At 70.2% G+C, this 17,290-nt stretch carries 14 protein-coding genes; 7 read left to right on the top strand and 7 right to left on the bottom strand.

Annotation, left to right across the window (positions count from 1 at the left end):
- Positions 1 to 80: 80 nt before the first annotated feature.
- A complete protein-coding gene (locus AC5P1B_RS31845; RefSeq protein WP_493891468.1) occupies positions 81 to 677 on the top strand; it encodes a PadR family transcriptional regulator in 597 nt (198 codons plus the stop codon).
- 138 nt (positions 678 to 815) lie between these two features.
- On the opposite strand, the gene AC5P1B_RS31840 is transcribed toward AC5P1B_RS31845, so the two are convergent.
- The gene (locus tag AC5P1B_RS31840; RefSeq protein ID WP_493891467.1) at positions 816 to 1,658 is read right to left on the bottom strand and encodes a nitroreductase/quinone reductase family protein; all 843 of its coding nucleotides are present in this window, start codon (positions 1,656 to 1,658) and stop codon (positions 816 to 818) included.
- Positions 1,659 to 2,253: 595 nt separating this feature from the next.
- On the opposite strand from AC5P1B_RS31840, the gene AC5P1B_RS31835 reads away from it, so the two are divergent.
- A complete protein-coding gene (locus AC5P1B_RS31835; protein WP_493891466.1) occupies positions 2,254 to 4,326 on the top strand; it encodes a SpoIIE family protein phosphatase in 2,073 nt (690 codons plus the stop codon).
- A gap of 193 nt (positions 4,327 to 4,519) precedes the next feature.
- Here the strand turns inward: AC5P1B_RS31835 and AC5P1B_RS31830 are convergent, their stop codons facing one another.
- Positions 4,520 to 4,927 (bottom strand): DUF3224 domain-containing protein, encoded by a 408-nt coding sequence (locus AC5P1B_RS31830; protein WP_493891465.1) that lies wholly within the window; start codon positions 4,925 to 4,927, stop codon positions 4,520 to 4,522.
- 102 nt (positions 4,928 to 5,029) lie between these two features.
- Here AC5P1B_RS31830 and AC5P1B_RS31825 point away from each other — a divergent pair, with 102 nt between their 5' ends.
- On the top strand, positions 5,030 to 6,001 hold the full coding sequence (locus AC5P1B_RS31825) for a helix-turn-helix transcriptional regulator (protein WP_493891464.1): 972 nt from the start codon (positions 5,030 to 5,032) through the stop codon (positions 5,999 to 6,001).
- A gap of 565 nt (positions 6,002 to 6,566) precedes the next feature.
- Complete coding sequence (locus AC5P1B_RS31820) at positions 6,567 to 7,499, top strand: TauD/TfdA dioxygenase family protein (RefSeq protein ID WP_493891463.1); 933 nt, start codon at positions 6,567 to 6,569, stop codon at positions 7,497 to 7,499.
- Between the two features lie 138 nt (positions 7,500 to 7,637).
- Here the strand turns inward: AC5P1B_RS31820 and AC5P1B_RS31815 are convergent, their stop codons facing one another.
- The 4 genes from AC5P1B_RS31815 to AC5P1B_RS31800 form a co-directional block, all read right to left on the bottom strand.
- Entirely contained in the window at positions 7,638 to 8,873 is a 1,236-nt protein-coding gene (locus AC5P1B_RS31815; protein WP_493891462.1) for an acyltransferase family protein, read from the bottom strand.
- Positions 8,874 to 9,329: 456 nt separating this feature from the next.
- Complete coding sequence (locus AC5P1B_RS31810; protein ID WP_493891461.1) at positions 9,330 to 11,453, bottom strand: PIG-L family deacetylase; 2,124 nt, start codon at positions 11,451 to 11,453, stop codon at positions 9,330 to 9,332.
- A 401-nt stretch (positions 11,454 to 11,854) separates the two neighbouring features.
- Entirely contained in the window at positions 11,855 to 12,358 is a 504-nt protein-coding gene (locus tag AC5P1B_RS31805; RefSeq protein ID WP_493891460.1) for a metallophosphoesterase family protein, read from the bottom strand.
- A 298-nt stretch (positions 12,359 to 12,656) separates the two neighbouring features.
- Positions 12,657 to 13,337 (bottom strand): PepSY domain-containing protein, encoded by a 681-nt coding sequence (locus tag AC5P1B_RS31800; protein ID WP_493891459.1) that lies wholly within the window; start codon positions 13,335 to 13,337, stop codon positions 12,657 to 12,659.
- A 373-nt stretch (positions 13,338 to 13,710) separates the two neighbouring features.
- Between AC5P1B_RS31800 and AC5P1B_RS31795 the strand changes: the two genes are divergently transcribed.
- The 3 genes from AC5P1B_RS31795 (at position 13,711) to AC5P1B_RS31785 (ending at position 16,492) form a co-directional block, all read left to right on the top strand.
- Positions 13,711 to 14,517, top strand: coding sequence for a MerR family transcriptional regulator (locus AC5P1B_RS31795; protein WP_493891458.1), 807 nt, complete (start codon positions 13,711 to 13,713; stop codon positions 14,515 to 14,517).
- Positions 14,514 to 15,212 (top strand): hypothetical protein, encoded by a 699-nt coding sequence (locus AC5P1B_RS31790; protein WP_493891457.1) that lies wholly within the window; start codon positions 14,514 to 14,516, stop codon positions 15,210 to 15,212. The genes AC5P1B_RS31795 and AC5P1B_RS31790 overlap by 4 nt, the downstream gene beginning before the upstream one ends.
- Positions 15,213 to 15,610: 398 nt before the next feature.
- Positions 15,611 to 16,492 carry a glycoside hydrolase family 19 protein gene (locus AC5P1B_RS31785; RefSeq protein WP_493891456.1) on the top strand — a complete coding sequence of 294 codons (882 nt, stop codon included), beginning with the start codon at positions 15,611 to 15,613 and terminating at the stop codon, positions 16,490 to 16,492.
- Between the two features lie 119 nt (positions 16,493 to 16,611).
- On the opposite strand, the gene AC5P1B_RS31780 is transcribed toward AC5P1B_RS31785, so the two are convergent.
- A partial coding sequence (locus AC5P1B_RS31780; protein WP_493891455.1) for an acyl carrier protein occupies positions 16,612 to 17,290 on the bottom strand: 679 nt, incomplete at its 5' end.

Genomic DNA, 17,290 nt, shown 5'->3' with positions numbered 1-17,290 from the left:
CCACTAGCCATGAACCAGACTAGTCAGATTTCTGACTATGATGCCTGGACGGAGCAGGAAGGGAAAGAGGGGGTGCGTCGATGAGCTTGCGTCATGCCGTGCTGGCGGCTCTGCTGGACGGCGAGTACAGCGGGTATGAGCTGGCCAAGACGTTCGGAGCGGGCGTCGCGAACTTCTGGCACGCCCTGCCTCAGCAGCTGTACGCCGAGCTGGCGAGGCTGGAGAAGGACGGTCTGGTCGCCGGGCGGCAAGTGATCCAGGAGACCAGGCCCAACAAGCGGCTGTTCCGCGTCACCGACCTCGGCCTCGCCGAGCTGGAGGCATTCGCCGAAGCAGCGTCGAAACCCTCGTTCATCCGTGACGACTTGCTCGTCAAGGTCCAGGCCGCCGACGACATCGACCCCGCCCCGGTGATCGGACAGCTTGAGGGGCGGGCGGCCGTCGCCGCGGCCAGGGTCGAGCTCTTCGGCAAGATGCTGCACCGGATGCGCGGCGAGCTGGCCGAGGAGGAGTTCCTGCGCCACGGCGAGCGGATCGGCCCGTATCTGACGTGCCTGCGCGGCCTGGCCTTCGAACAGGGCAACCACGACTGGTGCCTGCGGACCGCGGCCGTCCTGCGGGAGAGGCACCAGCAGCCGTCCGCTCACCGGCGGAACGGCGGCGCCGTTGCCCCGTAGGCAGCGCGAGTTCCGCGAGTTCCGCGAGATCCCCGAGTCCACCGATGAGTGGGCCCGCAGCCCTGGCCGTCCAGCCGGCCCCGTCCCGCGTGAGCGGTCGGCCGAACGCTCACCCGGCCACGGGCTCTCGGACGGCGCCTACGAGGCTGACGCGTCCAGGATCGGCATCAGTTGCTCTTCCTCGTAGGCCAGATGGCTTTCGAGTTCGCGGGTGAGCCGTTCGACTTCGGAGAGCACCAGTCGGGGGTCCGCGTCGGCGGCGGAAATGACCTTCTTCAGGTCGGCGACAAGCACCGCGATCTTCTCGTGTTCCCGGCTCAGCCGGTCCACGACCGGGGCGATGTCAGGGTAACGGTCAGCGAGGAACGGGAACATGCCGACGTCTTCGCCTGTGTGATGGTTGTGCAGCCCCTGGCAGACCGTCAGGCAGTTCATCCGCAGCTGCGTTCCCAACCCGGGACCCGACGCGGCGATTTCCTCGCGGATCAGGGCGAGTTCCCGCCGGAATCCGTCATGGATCAGCTTGATGGCCTCACCGGGTGATGCCGCCGCGTGGATACGCGGCGGACCCGGGATTTCCTGGAGGGCTATCACCGGAAGGACGCGGTCGGTCTTGGCCTGGTAACCGGCCCATCCGGGGTCGTCCTCGGCCGCGCGGGCGAAGGCACGGTCGCGTTCGTCACCCCGCAGGACGACGGCCTCCGCTTCATAGGTGAAGACCCCGCTTTCCACCGTGACACGGGGGTTTGCCACCACATTGTGGTACCAGGCCGGATGGTTCGGCGTCCCACCCGCGGAGGCGATGACCAGGACGCGTTCGCCGCCGTCGGGAAGGTAGCCGAGCGGGGTGGTGTGCGGAGCCCCTGACCGCGCTCCGGTGGTGGTCAGCAGGAGCAGCCGGCCTCCCTCGAAAGGCCCACCGACCTGCCCGTCGCGGGCCCGGAACTCCTCGATGACCTGTTGGTTGAAATCGTTCGGCATACGGTGTTTTTCTCCAGGAATTTCATGGCCCCCCTGTTCGCGGGCATGACGAAGCACCGGCTGACAGGCAGGACGGACGCACCACGGAATGACATGTGCGCCGTGGCAGCGGAAAGGGGGGAAGGGATGCGAAGACCCAGCCTTGACGGCCCGTCAAAGGGCTGGGCTGTGGTGCGTAAAAGCTCGCGTATCAGCAACGGGCAACGCCGCCGCGTACGGGAGACAAGCGTGTGGACAACGTCACACACGCGAAAGGCGGGGAGACAAAGCAAAGGCGGGCTTCTCGCCCGCCGCGCACTCAAGCCAAGGCCGGGCGCTTTACGTGTTCTTGGCCCGTGGCCGACCCGGCAGTCATAGCGCCGACTCTAGTACGACGCGACACACCAGGGCAACGCCATTGCCTCGCCTGCCACAGCCCGAATTCCTGATGAGATATCCGGCCGGCCGCGACAGGGAGCAGCGGCGGCTTGCCGCGGCGTATCGCAGGTGAGGCTGGACCGGCTCAGTTGCCTTTGCGTGGAGACGGCGGAACCGACGCCGACTGGCGGCGCATGGCTCAAGAGGAGTACGCAGCTCATGACGCATGATGGGGAATATGTCGTCTGTGCTACGCAATGAGGAGAATATTCCGTCCAGCGGTCTGCCGCTGGACGTGTTCGACCCCGCCCCCGTCGGAGTGGCGGTATTCGAGGGCGAGCGGCTGATCCTGACGTACAGGAACGACGCCCATCGCGGGATCTTCGGCGACCGGCCCCTGGGCAAGCCGGTCCACGAGCTGTTCGACGACCTGTCGGAGCAGCGTTACCTGGACATGCTCCACGACGTCTACCGCACCGGGAAGGCGACGCAGGTGTCCGCCGCCCCCGTCACGGCCCGGAACGCCGCGGGCGATGTCACAGAGCGGTACTTCTCCTTCAGTCTCTCCAGGGTCAACCTCGCGGACGGCGACCACGGCGTACTGGTGGTCGTCGTGGAAGTGACCGACCAGGTCACCGCCACCGAACACTCCCGCGTCCTGTCCGAGGAGCGCCACCGGGCTCTGCGCCGCTACGAGACCCTGGTCTCGGCCGCCACCCAGAAGGTGTGGGTGAGCGACGCCGACGGGCAGGTCGTCGAGCACAGCGCCGGGTGGGAACGCGTGACCGGACAGACCTCGGAGGCCGTTCGCCGCGACGGATGGCTGAACGCGGCCCACCACGACGACCGCGCGGACCTGGCGCGCGCCTGGTTCCGGGCGGTGGAGGAGGTGCCCGACCTGTTCCAGTACGTCTTCCGGCTGCGCCACGCCGACGGCACCTACCGCCACTGCGACCTGCATGCCGTGCCGATCCGGGACGACGGCGGTGAGGTGCTGGAGTGGGTGGCGGCCTGCACGGACATCGAGGAACAGTGGCTTCTGGACCGGCGCAGGGAACTCCTCGGTCGGGCCTCAAGCGCGGTGGCCGAGTCGCCGAGCGCGCCGGAGGCCTTCGCCGTCCTCAGCAAGGTACTGGTCCCCGCGCTCGCCGACGAGTGCGGGATCTACCTGCTGAACGAGACCACCGAGCAGGGCACCGCGGACGTCCCGCTGGTCGTGGAGCGGGTCGCGGCGACCGCCAGGCCGGGCCTGCCACCGGGTCTCCCGCCGCGCAGGGAGGAACTCATCGCCTCCCACCACGCGATCACCCGCGCGGTCCGCGACCGGCACCCCGTGCACAGCTCCTTCCCGCCGGGCGCCGTACCGTCGGACTTCGCCCCGCCGGGCACCGAGTCCTGGCTGGCCCGTACCGGCGCCCACAGCGGAGCGCTGCTGCCGGTCCTGGTCGACGGCGAGGTCGCGGCCGTGGTCGCCGCTTTCGTCTGCGGCGACCGGGAGCCGATCTCCCCGACGGACCGGGACCTGATGCGGGAGCTGATCGAGCAGGCACACGCCCCGCTCAGCCGCGCCATGCAACTCCAGCGCACCCAGCGCGTCGCCTGGGCACTGCAGCACAGCCTGCTCACCGAGCCGCCCGACGTGCCGGACATCAAGATCGTGGCCCGCTACCTCCCCAGCCCTTCGGCGGCGGACGTGGGCGGCGACTGGTACGACTCCTTCGTCCTGCGCGACGGCGCCACCGTGCTGATCATCGGTGATGTGGCCGGGCACGATCTGGAGGCCGCGGTCACCATGAGCCGGATGCGCAACATGCTGCGCGCCCTGGCTGTGGACCGCGAGGAGCCCCCCGGTGACATCCTGCGCCGACTGGATGTCAGCACACTGGTCCTCAGCCCCGAGGAAGGGACCGCGACCTGCGCCCTCGCCCGGGTGGAGGGCCCGCCCGGTGGTCCCTGGCAGCTGTACTACTCCGTCGCGGGCCACCCGCCTCCGCTGCTCGTCACCGCGGACGGCGAGACGTGCTTCCTCGACGACGCCCAGGACATCCTCCTGGGCGGCCTCCTCCCGGACGAACCGCGCAACAGCGCCGTGCGTCCGCTGCCCCGTGGCTGCACGGTGCTGCTGTACACCGATGGCCTCGTCGAGCGCCCCGACGAACACCTCGACCAGGGACTGGAGCGGCTATGCCTCCGCGCAGGCACCCTCGCCCAGCAGCCCCTCGACGTGTTCTGCGACGAGTTGCTGACCCACCCCGCGGCAACGGGCCGTGACGACATCGCGCTGATCGCCCTGCGGCTGCCTCCGCCGTAAGGCCGCCGCGCCCGCGTGGCGTGGTCGCGTGTCGTGGTCACGTGCCGTGGTCACGCGTCGTGGTCACGCGTCGTGGTCACGTGCCGTGTATGACGCCGCACCGCCGTGTGCTCGGCTTGTCCCGTGGAAGCCGTCTCGCGAGCGTCCCTCCGACGGGGCCGACAGGGCCGGCAGGGCCGATGGGGCCGCCGGGTCAGTCCCGGTCGTACGCGAAGGTGTACGGGACGGACGCCTCGCCCTGCCGGGCTATGAAGCTGCCGCTGCCGCGCAGTCCGGTCAGCTCGCCGGTACCCGAGCCCGGCACCACCTCGAAGGCGCAGTGCACCGAACCGTCGGCGTCGAACCTGCCGCGCTCCTCGACAACGAAGGTGCCCTCGTGACCGTCGACCGCGCCGGTGACCAGCTCCATACCGGTGAACGTGCCGGTCTTGTCCGACATGTAGGCGATGGTGTACTCGCACGTGGTGCCAGTGGCCTTGATGCCGCCGGAGAAGGCATTGGTGACGGAGGCGTGGGCGAGTCGCGGGGTCGCGTCGCTCGCGGTGACGGAGCGCTCTTCCCAGTTCGCGAAGGTGAAAACGCCGGTGGTCTGCGTGGCCATGGTGGTCCTCTCGTTCAGCCGCGGGGAGTGTTCCTCGCGGGGTGAGAACAGCCTGTCGCACGTACCTGACACCTTCTGTCAGGTACGGGGAGAATGCTGCTCATGCGCGCTGACCGGCTCCTCTCCCTGCTTCTCCTGCTCCAGAACCGTGGCCGGATGACCGCCCCCGAGCTCGCGGAGGAGCTGGAGGTGTCGGTCCGCACGGTCTACCGGGACATCGAGGCACTCAGCGCTTCGGGCGTCCCCGTCCGCGCCGACCGGGGCCCCGCCGGCGGCTACCGGCTGCTGGACGGCTATCGCACCCGCCTGACCGGGCTGACCGAGCCCGAGGCCGGATCGCTCTTCCTCGCGGGAGCACCGGGACCTGCCCGCGACCTCGGACTCGGCGCGGTGCTCACGACCGCCCAGCTGAAGGTGCAAGCGGCGCTCCCCGCCGAACTGGCGGGGCGGGCCCGGCGCGTCCAGGAGCGGTTCCACCTCGACGCACCAGCGTGGTTCCGGGACGCCGACCCGGTCCCGTATCTGACACTGGTCGCCGAGGCGCTGTGGGAGCAGCGGGTGCTCAGGGTCCACTACCGCCGCTGGGGCGGCGAGGTGCACCGCGAGCTGCGCCCGCTCGGCATCGTCCTCAAGGGCGGCATCTGGTACCTGGTGGCGATGGCCGCCGAGGCCGTACGGACCTACCGGATATCACGGCTCCTGGCCGTGGACAGCACAGAGGAGTCATTCGAACGGCCGGCCGGATTCGACCTCGCCGCCTACTGGGAGGAGTCCGCACGGCGGCTGGAGGCCGCCATCCACCAGTCGACCGCTCAGCTACGGATCTCACCGCGCGCGCAGCGGCTCTTGCCCATGCAGTTCGGCACGGCGGGCGTGCGCGCTCTCGAAGGAGCCGGGCCGCCCGACGACGAGGGCTGGGTACGCGTGGAGATGCCCGTCGAGTCGCAGGCCGTCGCGGTGTGCGACCTGCTGCGGCTGGGCACGGAGGCGGAGGTCCTCGGCCCTCCTGAGCTGCGGGACGCCATGGGCCAGGCGGCGGCCGTGCTCGCGCGGCGCTACGGAGCAGCGTCCTGAGCGCCGGGAGCCGCGAAGTCCGGGGCGTGGCCAGGCTGTTGGAAAACATCCCTGCCGCGGGGAGTGAGCAGCGCGTCCCCGGGTGTCCGCCCGTCGTCACCAGCCATCCGCACATGCCCACCGATAGCTCCCCCGTACCGCGGACGCGGTAGCGCACCGTGGTGGGGCGGCGGGGCGCGGTCAGGGTACGGTGCTTGGTATGAGAACGTACTCCGGCCGCCGGGCGGCACAGCCGCGCCACAGCGGCCCTCATGGTGAGTGCGCACCCCGCGGCCACAGCTTCTTGCGCCGCCGCGGCCGGGTGGGGTCTCCCCCGGCTCTCTCCTGTCGCTGAGCGCGGGCACCGCCCCGGAACTCCGGGCACATCGTCGGCCACGCCGACCCAGCGGCTCATCGCTCCGACGCCTTCCCGGCGCCGTCCTCGGTACCTCCCGCCTCCCCGGTGCGCCGCTCTCCGCGAGCTTCGCTTCGCGCACCCCTTCGGGCGGCCACGTGTCGCGCCCGCCGCCCCACCCGCCCGCCGGACCGCCCTGTTCCGTCCGGCCCGCTTTCCGGAGGAAGAACCTTGACTCTCGCTGCCGTCCCCACCCCCGCCGCCCTGCGCGACCACCGGATACCCGCCGACGGCCTCCACGAAGGCCACCGTGAGCTGCGCCGCCTCCCCGAGGGCTGCGCGGACCGCCCGTACGAGCTCTTCGAGGTGGTCCCGCAGGGACGCACCATCGGAGCCGAGATCCGCGGCCTGCGGCTGGCCGGTCCGCTGGCGCCCGCGGTGCGCGAGGAGATCAACCGCGCCCTGCTGGAGTGGAAGGTTCTCTTCTTCCGCGGGCAGCACCTGACCTCCGACGCGCAGCGCGCGTTCGCCCGCGAGTGGGGCGAACTGGAGACCAATCCCCTGCTGGCCACCGGCGACGCGCGGGATGTCGTACGCTTCGACCGCTCCGCTGTCCCCACGTTCGAGAACGTCTGGCACACCGACGTGACGTTCCGCGAGCGGCCCGCGCTGGGCGCGGTACTGCAACTGCGCGAGGTGCCGCCGGTGGGCGGTGACACCCTGTGGGCCGACATGGCGGCGGCTTACGACAATCTGCCGCAGGACGTGAAGGACCGTATCGACAACGCCCGTGCCGTACACGACTTCCTTCCGGGCTTCGTCCGCTTCTGCCCGGCAGAACAACTAGCGCCGTTTCAGGAGCAGTTCCCGCCCGTGGAGCACCCGGTGGTGCGGTGCCACCCGGAGACGGGCCGACGGATGCTGTTCGTGAACTCCTCGTTCACCACGCGGATCGTGGGGATGGAACGGGCGGACAGCGACCGCCTGCTGCGGCTGCTGTTCCAGCAGGCGCATGTGCCGGAGTTCCAGGTGCGGTTCCGGTGGCAGGCGGGCGACATCGCGTTCTGGGACAACCGCGCCACGCAGCACTACGCCGTCAATGACTACGCTCCGCACCGCCGGGTCGCCGAGCGTGTCGCCATCGCCGGTGACCGGCCGTTCTGACCACTGGCCCGGCTCACGGGCGGGCGGCACCGGAGGGCGACCAGCGCGCCGCCCTCCGGTGCCGCCCGCCGACCGGCCGCGGGCGGGCCGGCCAGGCGCCGGGCCACCGTGGTCCGCTGTCCGGCCCGGCCCGCGTGGTCACCGGTGGGACACGGACTCGTGGCGGGCGCGTGGCTGCTCGTGAGCCGGTGACGGGTCAGGCCCGGGGTCCAGTGGTGGCTTCAGGGTGACCTCGTGCTCCGGCGGCCCCGGCTGCCGGGGGACGGACGGGACGGAGTTGCGCCGCATGTCTTCGAGGCCGCGCCGCAGGGCCTGGCGCAGCCAGCGGCCCACGGGGCGCTCGACACAGCGGTGCAGGGTCCACGCGATCAGCACCATCGTCGCGACGACCGCAGCGACGAGTACCGGTGCCGGTAGGCGGCCGTGCAGCCAGTGAATGAGCGTGAGCCCGATGTACTGGTGCACCAGATACAGCGGGTAGGTGAGCGCGCCACCCGTGGCGAGCCAGCGCCACTGCACCCTGTCGAACGCGCCCAGGGCGATGAGCGCCATGACCGCGAAAATCACGACGACCGCCAGCCGGGCAGGCCAGTGCGGAATGGGTTCCTCACTGCTGGTGAGATTGTCGGCGAGCCGTTCGCCGACGTGGTGTTCGGCCAGCAGCAGGGAGACGACCACCATGGCCCACAGCAGGGCTGTGGGCCGGAACCGGTGCATGAGGTAGAACGTGATCCCGGCGACGAAATACGGTGAGAACAGCGGCATCGCCCACATGTCGAGCAGCTTGTTGTCCGCCGTGGGCGCGATCACCGCGGCCGCCGTCCAGATCCCGCAGAACATCACGCACTTGCGGTAGGTGACTCCGGTGGCCACGACGACGGCGAAGAGCGCGTAGAACTTCAGCTCGATGAACAGCGTCCAGTAGACGCCGTCGACGTCGGAGACGCCGAGACCCTGCTGGAACATGGTGAGGTTGGTGATGACCTCGTCCGGGCCTGTCACACTGCGGACCTGCGGCCACAGGAGGACGACCGTCGCCGTCAGCAGCACGGCGACCCAGTAGGCGGGATAGATACGGGAGACCCGCGACACCACGAATTCTCCCAGAGATCTCCCCCAGGCGCTCATACAAATGACGAACCCGCTGATGAGGAAGAAGAGTTCCACGCCCAGCCAGCCATATTGCAGGAACTGATGGAGGGTGGGGAAAATCGTCCGCGGGTTGTGGTCCCAGCCACCGTACAAGGCGACGTAGTGATACATCACCACCAGCAGAGCGGCGAAAAGCCGTAGTCCGTCCAGAACATAGAGTCTGGGCGCCGACCGCCGGAGGGCCGCCCCACCATCGAGATCGCCTCGGCCGGCGAGTCGCATATCATCCTCTCCTTCTCAAGGCCGGATCGGCCGACGCCGGGTTATTCCCTGGCATGCTGGCATACGAAGCGGCCGGGCAGCCATGACACACGTCTCCCGCAATGCTCATGCGGCGCACGCCCATTGCATGGTGTCGCAGCACCACGCCCCTCCGGCGGCTGACTCGCCGCGTTCGGTGCACTGTCATGCCTCGCGGGTGCGTGGGTCAACCTCCCGCGTAGTTCGCCCATATTGGGGTGAGAATTTGCGAAGCATAAGGAACCAAGTGACGCGTTCCTTCGTCCGGGCGAAACGCCGTGGCCGATGCCGTGGCCGATGGCGACGCGATGCCCGAACACTATGTTTCTCGCGGGCCGGATCTCCTTCGCCGAGGTCATTCGGAACGGTCCTCCTTCGATGAATCGCCGCGTCTCGCGGTGTGTCGCCGGGTGGCTGCCGCCCCTGTCGCCGGCGGCGTTACGAGACGGGGCGGGAACGCCAGATCCAAGGCTCCGCCGCCGGGCTCATGCCCACCACGCACAGCCGTCCGTCCGCGTCGGCGGCGAGGGTGGCGCTCCCCACCGGCACCCGCTTGCCGGGAGAGTGCAGCGGCACGGCGCGGGGCGCTGTGCCGTCCTGGAGCCTCGCCTCACCGTTGTCGGCACGGCCGAGGACCAGGACGGTGTCCTCGCGGCCGCGAGAGGCGAAGACGCCGGCCGCGACCGGGCCGTAGCCCTCGAAGTGCTTCAGCGTCGTGCTCTTCACCGACCCCGGGTCCACCGCCGCCCGCCGTGCGCCCGGTCCCGCCGGGGGCGGCGTGAAGCGGTGCACGACGGGCTGTTCAGCGGCCGGCGGGCGATAGACGACGAGCAGCGAGCCGTCGGGCGCCAGCGCCGCGCCCGGTTGCTGGCCCGGCTGCGGCAGCCCGGCCAGCGGCTGGAAGTAGACCGGCGAGCCCGGGCTGTCCTGGGTCCAGTGATGGACGGTGTTACGGCCGGCGGCGAAGACATGCGCCCGCTTCTGCTTGTCCAGCACGACGGTGAGACCGTCCTGGATCTCACTGCCGCCCAGGTCCCGCCAGGAGCCCCAACGGCCACCCGCCTCGCGGACCCGGGTGGCGAGCCCCTTGTTCGCCGTACGGACGAACAGATGGACCCTGCCGTCGGGTGTGGCGAGCGCGACGGGGCAGCCGACGCGGCGGCCCCGCCCCGGCTGCCGCTCCGGGTTGCCCAGGCTCTTCCACGCGGCGAAGGCACCGCCGGGTGCGGTCTGCTCCAGCAGGACGATCTCGCGTGTGTTGGCGCGGCCCTGGCCCTTGAGCGCGGAGAAGCGCAGCGCGAACAGCAGCCGTCTGCCGCGGGAGTCCTGGACCGCCGACAGGGCCGGGGCGAGCGGGCCGCCACCGAGGTTGTGCGGCTGTGACCAGCGACCGCTGCCCGGCGCCGTCTCGCGCCAGCGGGCGGCCTGCGTGCCGAGTACGCCGTACGCCTCCAGCCGCCCCGTACGGTCGGTGCCGACGGCCGTCAGCGCTCCCGGGTAGCGGTAGTGGGTGGAGCGAATCCACGCTTTGCTGTTCCACAGCGCCCGCCCACCGCCCTGGCCGTAGTCGCCGCAGCCCGCGCTGTTCCCGCAGTCCCACCGGGGGTCTCCGCCGTAGGCGTCGACGAGGCGCAGCTTCTGCTCGACCACGCTCGACGGCAGATTGTGCGGCCAGCGCTGGTTGTAGTAGCCGCGGAAGGCGAGCGTGGTGAAGCGCGGCACCTCACGGTCGCGCCGGGTGGCGTCGGCCACCCATTGCGAGACCGCCTTCCATGCGAAGAGCGCGGTGGGCGTGTGGTCCCGGTGATCGGAGCACGACCCGTAGTCGCTGCCCTTGCTGTGCGAGGCGTCGTGCGTCTGGAACTCGGGGTCCGGATCGAGGGTGTGGATGACGCTGGGCCGGTACGTGTCCATGATCCCGGCCAGGACGTCGACCAGGGTCTCGTGGCGGTAGGAGCAGACGGTCTCGCACGGCGATCCTGTGGCCACCAAGGTACGCATCTCCACGCCCGGCTTGTCCCACAGGGCGGGGATGCGCACCTGGCCCGGGGAGAGCATGGCGATGTTGAGGAAGATCAGCCGCGCCTCGCGTCCGCCGTGCCTGAGCACATTGGTCTCCGCCTTCACCCCACCTCGCAGCTCCATGACCGACCGCTGCCACGGGGCGAACGCGTCCAGGCCGAGCATGGTCGCGTACGCCTGCCGCAGCCCCTGGTGGCGCGATGAGGAGTAGGCGGCCTTGTCGAACGTGGGCTGCGGCATGCCGGGGACCCAGTTCTTGCCGATCGCCTCACCGGCCGTGACGTAGACGGAGACGATCGGTACCCCCGACCGCACGACGTGTTCCGCGTCGGGATTCATGAAATACAGATCATCGTCCGGATGCGCCATGATTTGCAGCAGCAATGGCTTCTTCACTGCCGCGAAGGAGGCCGTCGAACGCGGATCGACGGCGCGTACGGGGGCGGGCGCGTGATGTGCCGCACGAGAACTCGCGCCGCAACCCGCAGCGGTAACCGCGGCGACCGCCGCGAGACCGGCGAGCGCTGAGCGTCGCGACATTCCTGGGTGCTGTGAGCTGTGCAACTGCGCGTCTCCGCCTCGTCGTGCGGCAACCAGATTCGGCTGCCCTGCCGAGTGAGGGGATGACGAGAGAAACGGGCGGGTTGCCTCCGACCAGCGCGAAACGTGTCACATGCCGGATAGGGAACCGGCGAGAAGTACGCGCCGATGAAGGGATACGCGAGACGGCACCCGCCGATGAGCGCCGCGGAGCGACCCCGGGAATAGCCCGGCACTCCCGCGAGTGGTCAGCGAACGACGGCTCGCCGTGGGGGCGACGGGAAAGCGCGCGGAGCACCGCCGATGAGCACCGCCAGGAGGCTTTCCGGAAAACCCGTGCGCGGCCATTCCGGCGATTCGCGTCCTGGCGCCGGGGCGTGTCGTCGCGGCGGACGCGCGGCTCAGTGACGGAGGGGCAGCCGGTGCAGATCCACGTTCGTGAGCCGTCCGGCTGCCGCCTCCGCCGTCATGTAGGTGCAGTGGGGCTGCCGCCTGCGGTCGGTCGGCGAACCGGGATTCAGCAGCCGCAGCCGGTCACCGGCCAGGGAGTCCCAGGGGATGTGGCTGTGCCCGAAGACGAGCACATCGAGGTCGGGGAACCGTTCGGCGCAGCGGCGTTCCCGCCCCTGCGCCGCACCCGTCTCGTGGACGACACCGAACCGCAGCCCGCCCAGTTCCGCGTACGCCACTTCCGGCAGCCGGGCGCGCAGTTCCGGGCCGTCATTGTTGCCGTAGACACCGATCAGCCGCCGGGCGCGGTCCTCCAGCAGGTCCAGGGTGGCGGCGTCGACCCAGTCCCCGGCGTGCACGACGACGTCGGCGCGGGCCACCTCGTCGAGCAGCGCCGGGGGCAGTGCCTTCGCGCGTTTGGGCAGGTGGGTGTCTGACGTGAGCAGCAGTCGCACAAGGCGACCGTAACCGGTGGCTGGAGCGCGGTCGTGAACCGGCGCGGTGTGGGGCGGACCACACGTTCCGGGGCAGCGGCCTCAGACTGCGGCGCGCGTCAGTCACGGTCGGCGCACGTCACTCGCGGTCGACGTACGTCAGTCATAGTCGGCGCGCGTCAGTCACGGTCGATGTACGTCAGTCGCGGTCGACGTGCGTCAGTCACGGTCGGCGCGCGTCAGTCACGGTCGACGTACGTTAGTGACGGTCGACGTGCGTCAGTCGCGGTCGACGTGCGTCAGTCGCGGTCGACGTGCGTCAGTCGCGGTCGACGTGCTCGCGCGTGATGGTGCCCTTGGCCGCATCGACGTCGAACGTGGTCTTGTTCCAGTCGTTGGTGGTCACGACGTCCACGGACCAGATGAGGGCACCGCTGTCGTTGTCATCCAGTTCGACGGCGCTGACCGTGCCCTTCTTCTTGTCAGTGGCGATCTTGGCCGCCTGCTGCGGGGTCTGCTTGGCCTTGCCGAGCCAGGCGGCGAGTTCGCGCTTGTCATCGGCGTCCTGGTCGGCGTCCGCGACGGATTCGAGCACCTTCCCCGAGGCGGCGTCGATGCGGATGTTATGCGCGGTGCCGTCCTTCGCCGCGACCTTCGCGACCCAGTGCGGACGGTCGGCCTTCGTGCTGGCGCTCCCGCCGTCGCCGCTGCCCGAGCCCTTCAGCTCGATCTCGGTCAGCTTGCCGCCCGGGACCTTGCCCACGGCCGTACTGGCCGCCTTGTCGTAGCCGACCTTGGCGGCAGGGATCAGCGCCTTGCGTTCGGCCTGGTCTTCGGTGAGCGGCCCGGTGGGCGAGGCGGTGCCCGACGCGCCCGTCTTGCCCGGGCTCGGCGACATCGTCGCCGAGGTCTTCACAGGCTTCTTCGTCTGGGAGGTCTTGTCTCCGTTGTCATCGCCGTCGTCCCCGCATCCGCCGAGGAGCGCGGCGGATGCGGCCACGGCGCACACGGCACCGGCCACTCGGAGGGAACGGGCGCGCCGCCCGCCACCCGGTTTCCTGCGACTGAACTCAGATCTCATGCCCCCACGTCTATCCCCCCGCCCCTTCTGGCACTCGCCTGCTGTCCAGAGTCACCTGATCGGCGCCATCCGGGGTGTCCCCCGCCGCTGCCGAGCCCGGCAGCGGCCGTCACCGACACCGGTGACAAGCGGGCCACCCACCCGCCCGTAGAAGCCCCTAGCCGACCCCCTCGCCCCCTCCCCCTCCCCTCTCGTCTCCTCCCGGGCTCCGCTCGCGCGTGTCACTCGGTGGGCGTCCAGCCTGCGCCGTGCCGCTTGACCTTGTCGCGACGTCAACGTTTCTACTGGCGTCATGCGCATCGGAGAACTCGCCGCCCTCGCCGGGACCACCACCCGCACCGTGCGGCATTACCACCGCATCGGTCTGCTGCCCGAGCCCGGCCGCCGGAGCAACGGTTACCGCGCCTACGATCTGCGCGCCGCCGTGCGGCTCACCCGCATCCGACGGCTGACGGAACTCGGTCTCAGCCTGGACGAGGTCAGGGACGTACTCGCCGACGACGAGGGAAAGGACCTTCACGAGGTCCTCGCCGAGCTGGACGCGGACCTGGCCCGCCAGGAGGAGGCCATCCGCCGGCGCCGGGCGCGGCTGGCGGACCTGCTGATCCAGGCGGAAGACAGCGAGGGACTGCCTCCCGAGGGGCCGGTCTCACCTGAACTGGCCGCGTTCTTTCGTGAGATGGCCCGTGCTTCGGCGCGGCTCCCGGGACCTGAACCAGCCATGGCCGCGAAGGAAAGGGAGTTGCTCGCCCTGCTGGACGGAGCGGCCTCCGAGGAGGCCCGCGGCTGGCTCACTGCGATGCTCCGGTCTGTGGACTCCGACGCCGCCGGGGTGCGGCGCGCGTACGAGGTCTACGCCCAGCTGGACGCGCTGGCTGAAGCCCCGGTAGACGATCCGGGGATCAGCATGGTCGCTCAAGCCATCGCGGACAGCGTGCCGGACAACGTGGTCCAGGGGATGGCCCGGGCGGCGCGGGACAACCCGGTCGCGGACGACGGTGGCGGCGGCTTCGCGGACGCGTTCTTCGCCGATCACGCCCCGGCCCAAGCCGAGGCCATCCGGCAGGCCATAGAACTGCTCCAGGAGCGGGCCCGATGAGCCGTGGGAAGCGCTGGACACTCGGCGCGCTGGTCTCCGCCGCGTCGGCCGTGCTCCTGTGCCATGCGGCCGGGGCACGGGTCCCGGCCCCGATCCTGCTCGCCGCGGCGCTGTGCGCGGCTTGCGCGGCGGCAGCGGGAGCGGCGCGGCTGGTTGGCGCCTACCGGCGCGCGCGACAGGCGAGACTGCCCGCATCCACGACCGCGGCCACCGCCATACGCGCCACGGTGCCCGTTCTCCCCCGCCGCCTGATCCTCCACGAACTCACCCTGGCGACAAGCCTCCTGCGCTGGATCACCCGCCGCGCGCCCCATGGAAGGGGACCAGGCGACACCGCGGTCGGCTACGCCGGCGGCCAGTCGGCCACCGTGTACGGGCTGCTGTTCGCCTCCGTCGTCAAGACGGTGGCGCTGGCGTACCTCATCCCCTGGCCGCTCGTGCACGGCATTGTGCTGGTCCTCGACCTTTGGGGGATCTTCTTCGCCCTGGGGCTGCAAGCCGCCTGCGTGGTCCGCCCGCACGTCGTCAGTGCTGACGGGTCCTTGCGCGTACGGTACGGCGCGCTCGTGGACATCCGCGTTCCTGCTGCTCTCATCGCCTCGGCGCGCCTGGACCGCCGCTACCCGCAAGGCGGGCTCCTTCGGCTCGGCGAGGACGGCACCCTGGACCTGATCGTCGGGGCCAGCTCACGCTGACCGTCGAGCTCACCGAGCCCGTCTCCTTTCTGCGCCCGCTCAGGAAGCCGGCGCGGGCCCGGACCCTGCGCTTGTACGCCGACGATCCGCGCTCCGCTCTCGCCGCGCTGTCCCGGGCCCAGCCGAAAGACGACTCCAGCGCGGGCCCTACCCCTGGCCGGTGATCGGCCGGGCCCGCGGTCACCGCCCGGGGGGCGGGGGCGGGGGCGGGGGTCGCGCCGTCCACTCCTCGCGCCGACGAGGACGGCGACGGCAGCGGCAGCGGCGATGGCGATGGCGATGGCGATGACAGCGGCGGCCTGGTCTAGACCTTGACAGGTTCAGGACGATCCGATTGGGTTCCCCCACCCCCTGTTGGTCGCCGACTCGCCGGTGACCAGACGAAGGAGTGAGCCCCCATGAGACAGCGATTGCTCGCCCTGTTCACCGCGTTGGCCTCGGCCTTCGCGCTCGCGGTCTTGCTGCCCGCATCCTCGGCTACCGCCGCGAGCTGCGTCGCGGGGTGGAACGCCTCCGCTGTCTACACCGGCGGGACGAACGCCTCGTATAACGGGCACAACTGGTCGGCGAAGTGGTGGACCCAGAACGAGAAGCCGGGCTCCTCCGACGTCTGGGCCGACCAGGGCGCCTGCGGCGGGACGACCGAGCCGCCGTCCCCCAGCGGATTCGTCGTCAGCGAGAAGCAGTTCAACCAGATGTTCCCGAACCGGAACCCGTTCTACACGTACAGCGGCCTGACCGCCGCCCTGAGCGCCTACCCGGCCTTCGCCAGCACCGGAAGCGACACGGTCAAGCGCCAGGAGGCTGCCGCCTTCCTCGCCAACGTCAGCCATGAGACGGGCGGGCTGGTCCACATCGTCGAGCAGAACACGGCCAACTACCCGCACTACTGCGACCGGACCCAACCCTACGGATGCCCGGCCGGACAGGCCGCCTACTACGGGCGGGGACCGATCCAGCTCAGCTGGAACTTCAACTACAAGGCGGCGGGTGACGCCTTGGGGATCGACCTGCTGAACAACCCCAGCCTCGTCCAGACCAACTCGGCCGTGGCCTGGAAGACGGCCCTGTGGTACTGGAACACGCAGACCGGACCCGGGACCATGACCCCGCACAACGCCATGGTCAACGGTGCCGGCTTCGGCGAGACCATCCGGAGCATCAACGGAAGCCTGGAGTGCAACGGTGGGAACCCGGGCCAGGTGCAGAGCCGGATCGACAAGTACCGCAACTTCGCCCAGGTCCTCGGCACTGTCCCAGGCTCCCGTCTGAGCTGCTGACGCCGACACGCTGAACGCGGAGCGGCGGTCCGGCCCGGGCGCGTGTTCCCGGACCGGACCGCCACGTCGTCGCCCCCTCACAGGTCAGGACAGGGCAGCACGGGTCAGGTCAGATCAGATCACGTCAGATCCGATTTTCCCATCGCGAACTGGATGAGGCTGTCGACGTCCATCTCGTCAATCACCTCGGCCTTGTTGTCCCAGCGCGGAACGCCCCCCTGCCTCTCCGGGTCAGCCAACGTCAGCAGCGCGTCCAGCAACCCTGCCTGCCGCAGTCTCGCCACAGGGATGGAAGCCACGACCTCACGGATCTCCAACTCCTCGCGCCCGCCGCCACGCTCCTTGGCGGCGACCATGGCACTTCCCGTACTACCTGCACTCCCCGTACTTCCCGTACGCGGACTGGTCGCCGAGGTGCCGACCTGAGGCTGGAGTTCTTCGCGCAGGTGGTGGGCGAGGGTGGCGGGGTTGGGGTAGTCGAACACCAGGGTCGTGGGCAGCGCGAGTCCAGTGGCCGTACGCAGCCGGTTACGCAACTCGACAGCCGTCAGCGAATCAAAGCCTGACTCAAGGAACCCGCGGTCAACCATCACGCCTTCGGTGTTGGAGTGTCCGAGGGTGGTTGCGGCGTGGGTGCGTACGAGGTTGAGCAGGGCCTCGGTTTGTTCCTCAGCGGTGAGTTCGCCAAGACGCTCCCGCAGCCCCGCCGCCGTATCACGCTCCACACCCGGCTCAGCCGGCTCGGCAGCGGCGGTGACTTCGGGGATATCGCTGATCAGCGCAGAGGGGCGGACCGAG

This window comes from Streptomyces sp. A01, from assembly GCF_059026195.1.
Note: the sequence above shows the minus strand (reverse complement) of the source record. Positions and strands in the feature narration are given on the sequence as shown.

Coding starts and splice junctions, on each gene's coding strand:
- AC5P1B_RS31785 (WP_493891456.1), top strand. CDS start 15,611: ATGAGACAGCGATTGCTCGCCCTGTTCACCGCGTTGGCCTCGGCCTTC.
- AC5P1B_RS31815 (WP_493891462.1), bottom strand. CDS start 8,873: ATGCGACTCGCCGGCCGAGGCGATCTCGATGGTGGGGCGGCCCTCCGG.
- AC5P1B_RS31825 (WP_493891464.1), top strand. CDS start 5,030: ATGCGCGCTGACCGGCTCCTCTCCCTGCTTCTCCTGCTCCAGAACCGT.
- AC5P1B_RS31845 (WP_493891468.1), top strand. CDS start 81: ATGAGCTTGCGTCATGCCGTGCTGGCGGCTCTGCTGGACGGCGAGTAC.
- AC5P1B_RS31795 (WP_493891458.1), top strand. CDS start 13,711: ATGCGCATCGGAGAACTCGCCGCCCTCGCCGGGACCACCACCCGCACC.
- AC5P1B_RS31810 (WP_493891461.1), bottom strand. CDS start 11,453: ATGTCGCGACGCTCAGCGCTCGCCGGTCTCGCGGCGGTCGCCGCGGTT.
- AC5P1B_RS31790 (WP_493891457.1), top strand. CDS start 14,514: ATGAGCCGTGGGAAGCGCTGGACACTCGGCGCGCTGGTCTCCGCCGCG.
- AC5P1B_RS31830 (WP_493891465.1), bottom strand. CDS start 4,927: ATGGCCACGCAGACCACCGGCGTTTTCACCTTCGCGAACTGGGAAGAG.
- AC5P1B_RS31835 (WP_493891466.1), top strand. CDS start 2,254: ATGTCGTCTGTGCTACGCAATGAGGAGAATATTCCGTCCAGCGGTCTG.
- AC5P1B_RS31840 (WP_493891467.1), bottom strand. CDS start 1,658: ATGCCGAACGATTTCAACCAACAGGTCATCGAGGAGTTCCGGGCCCGC.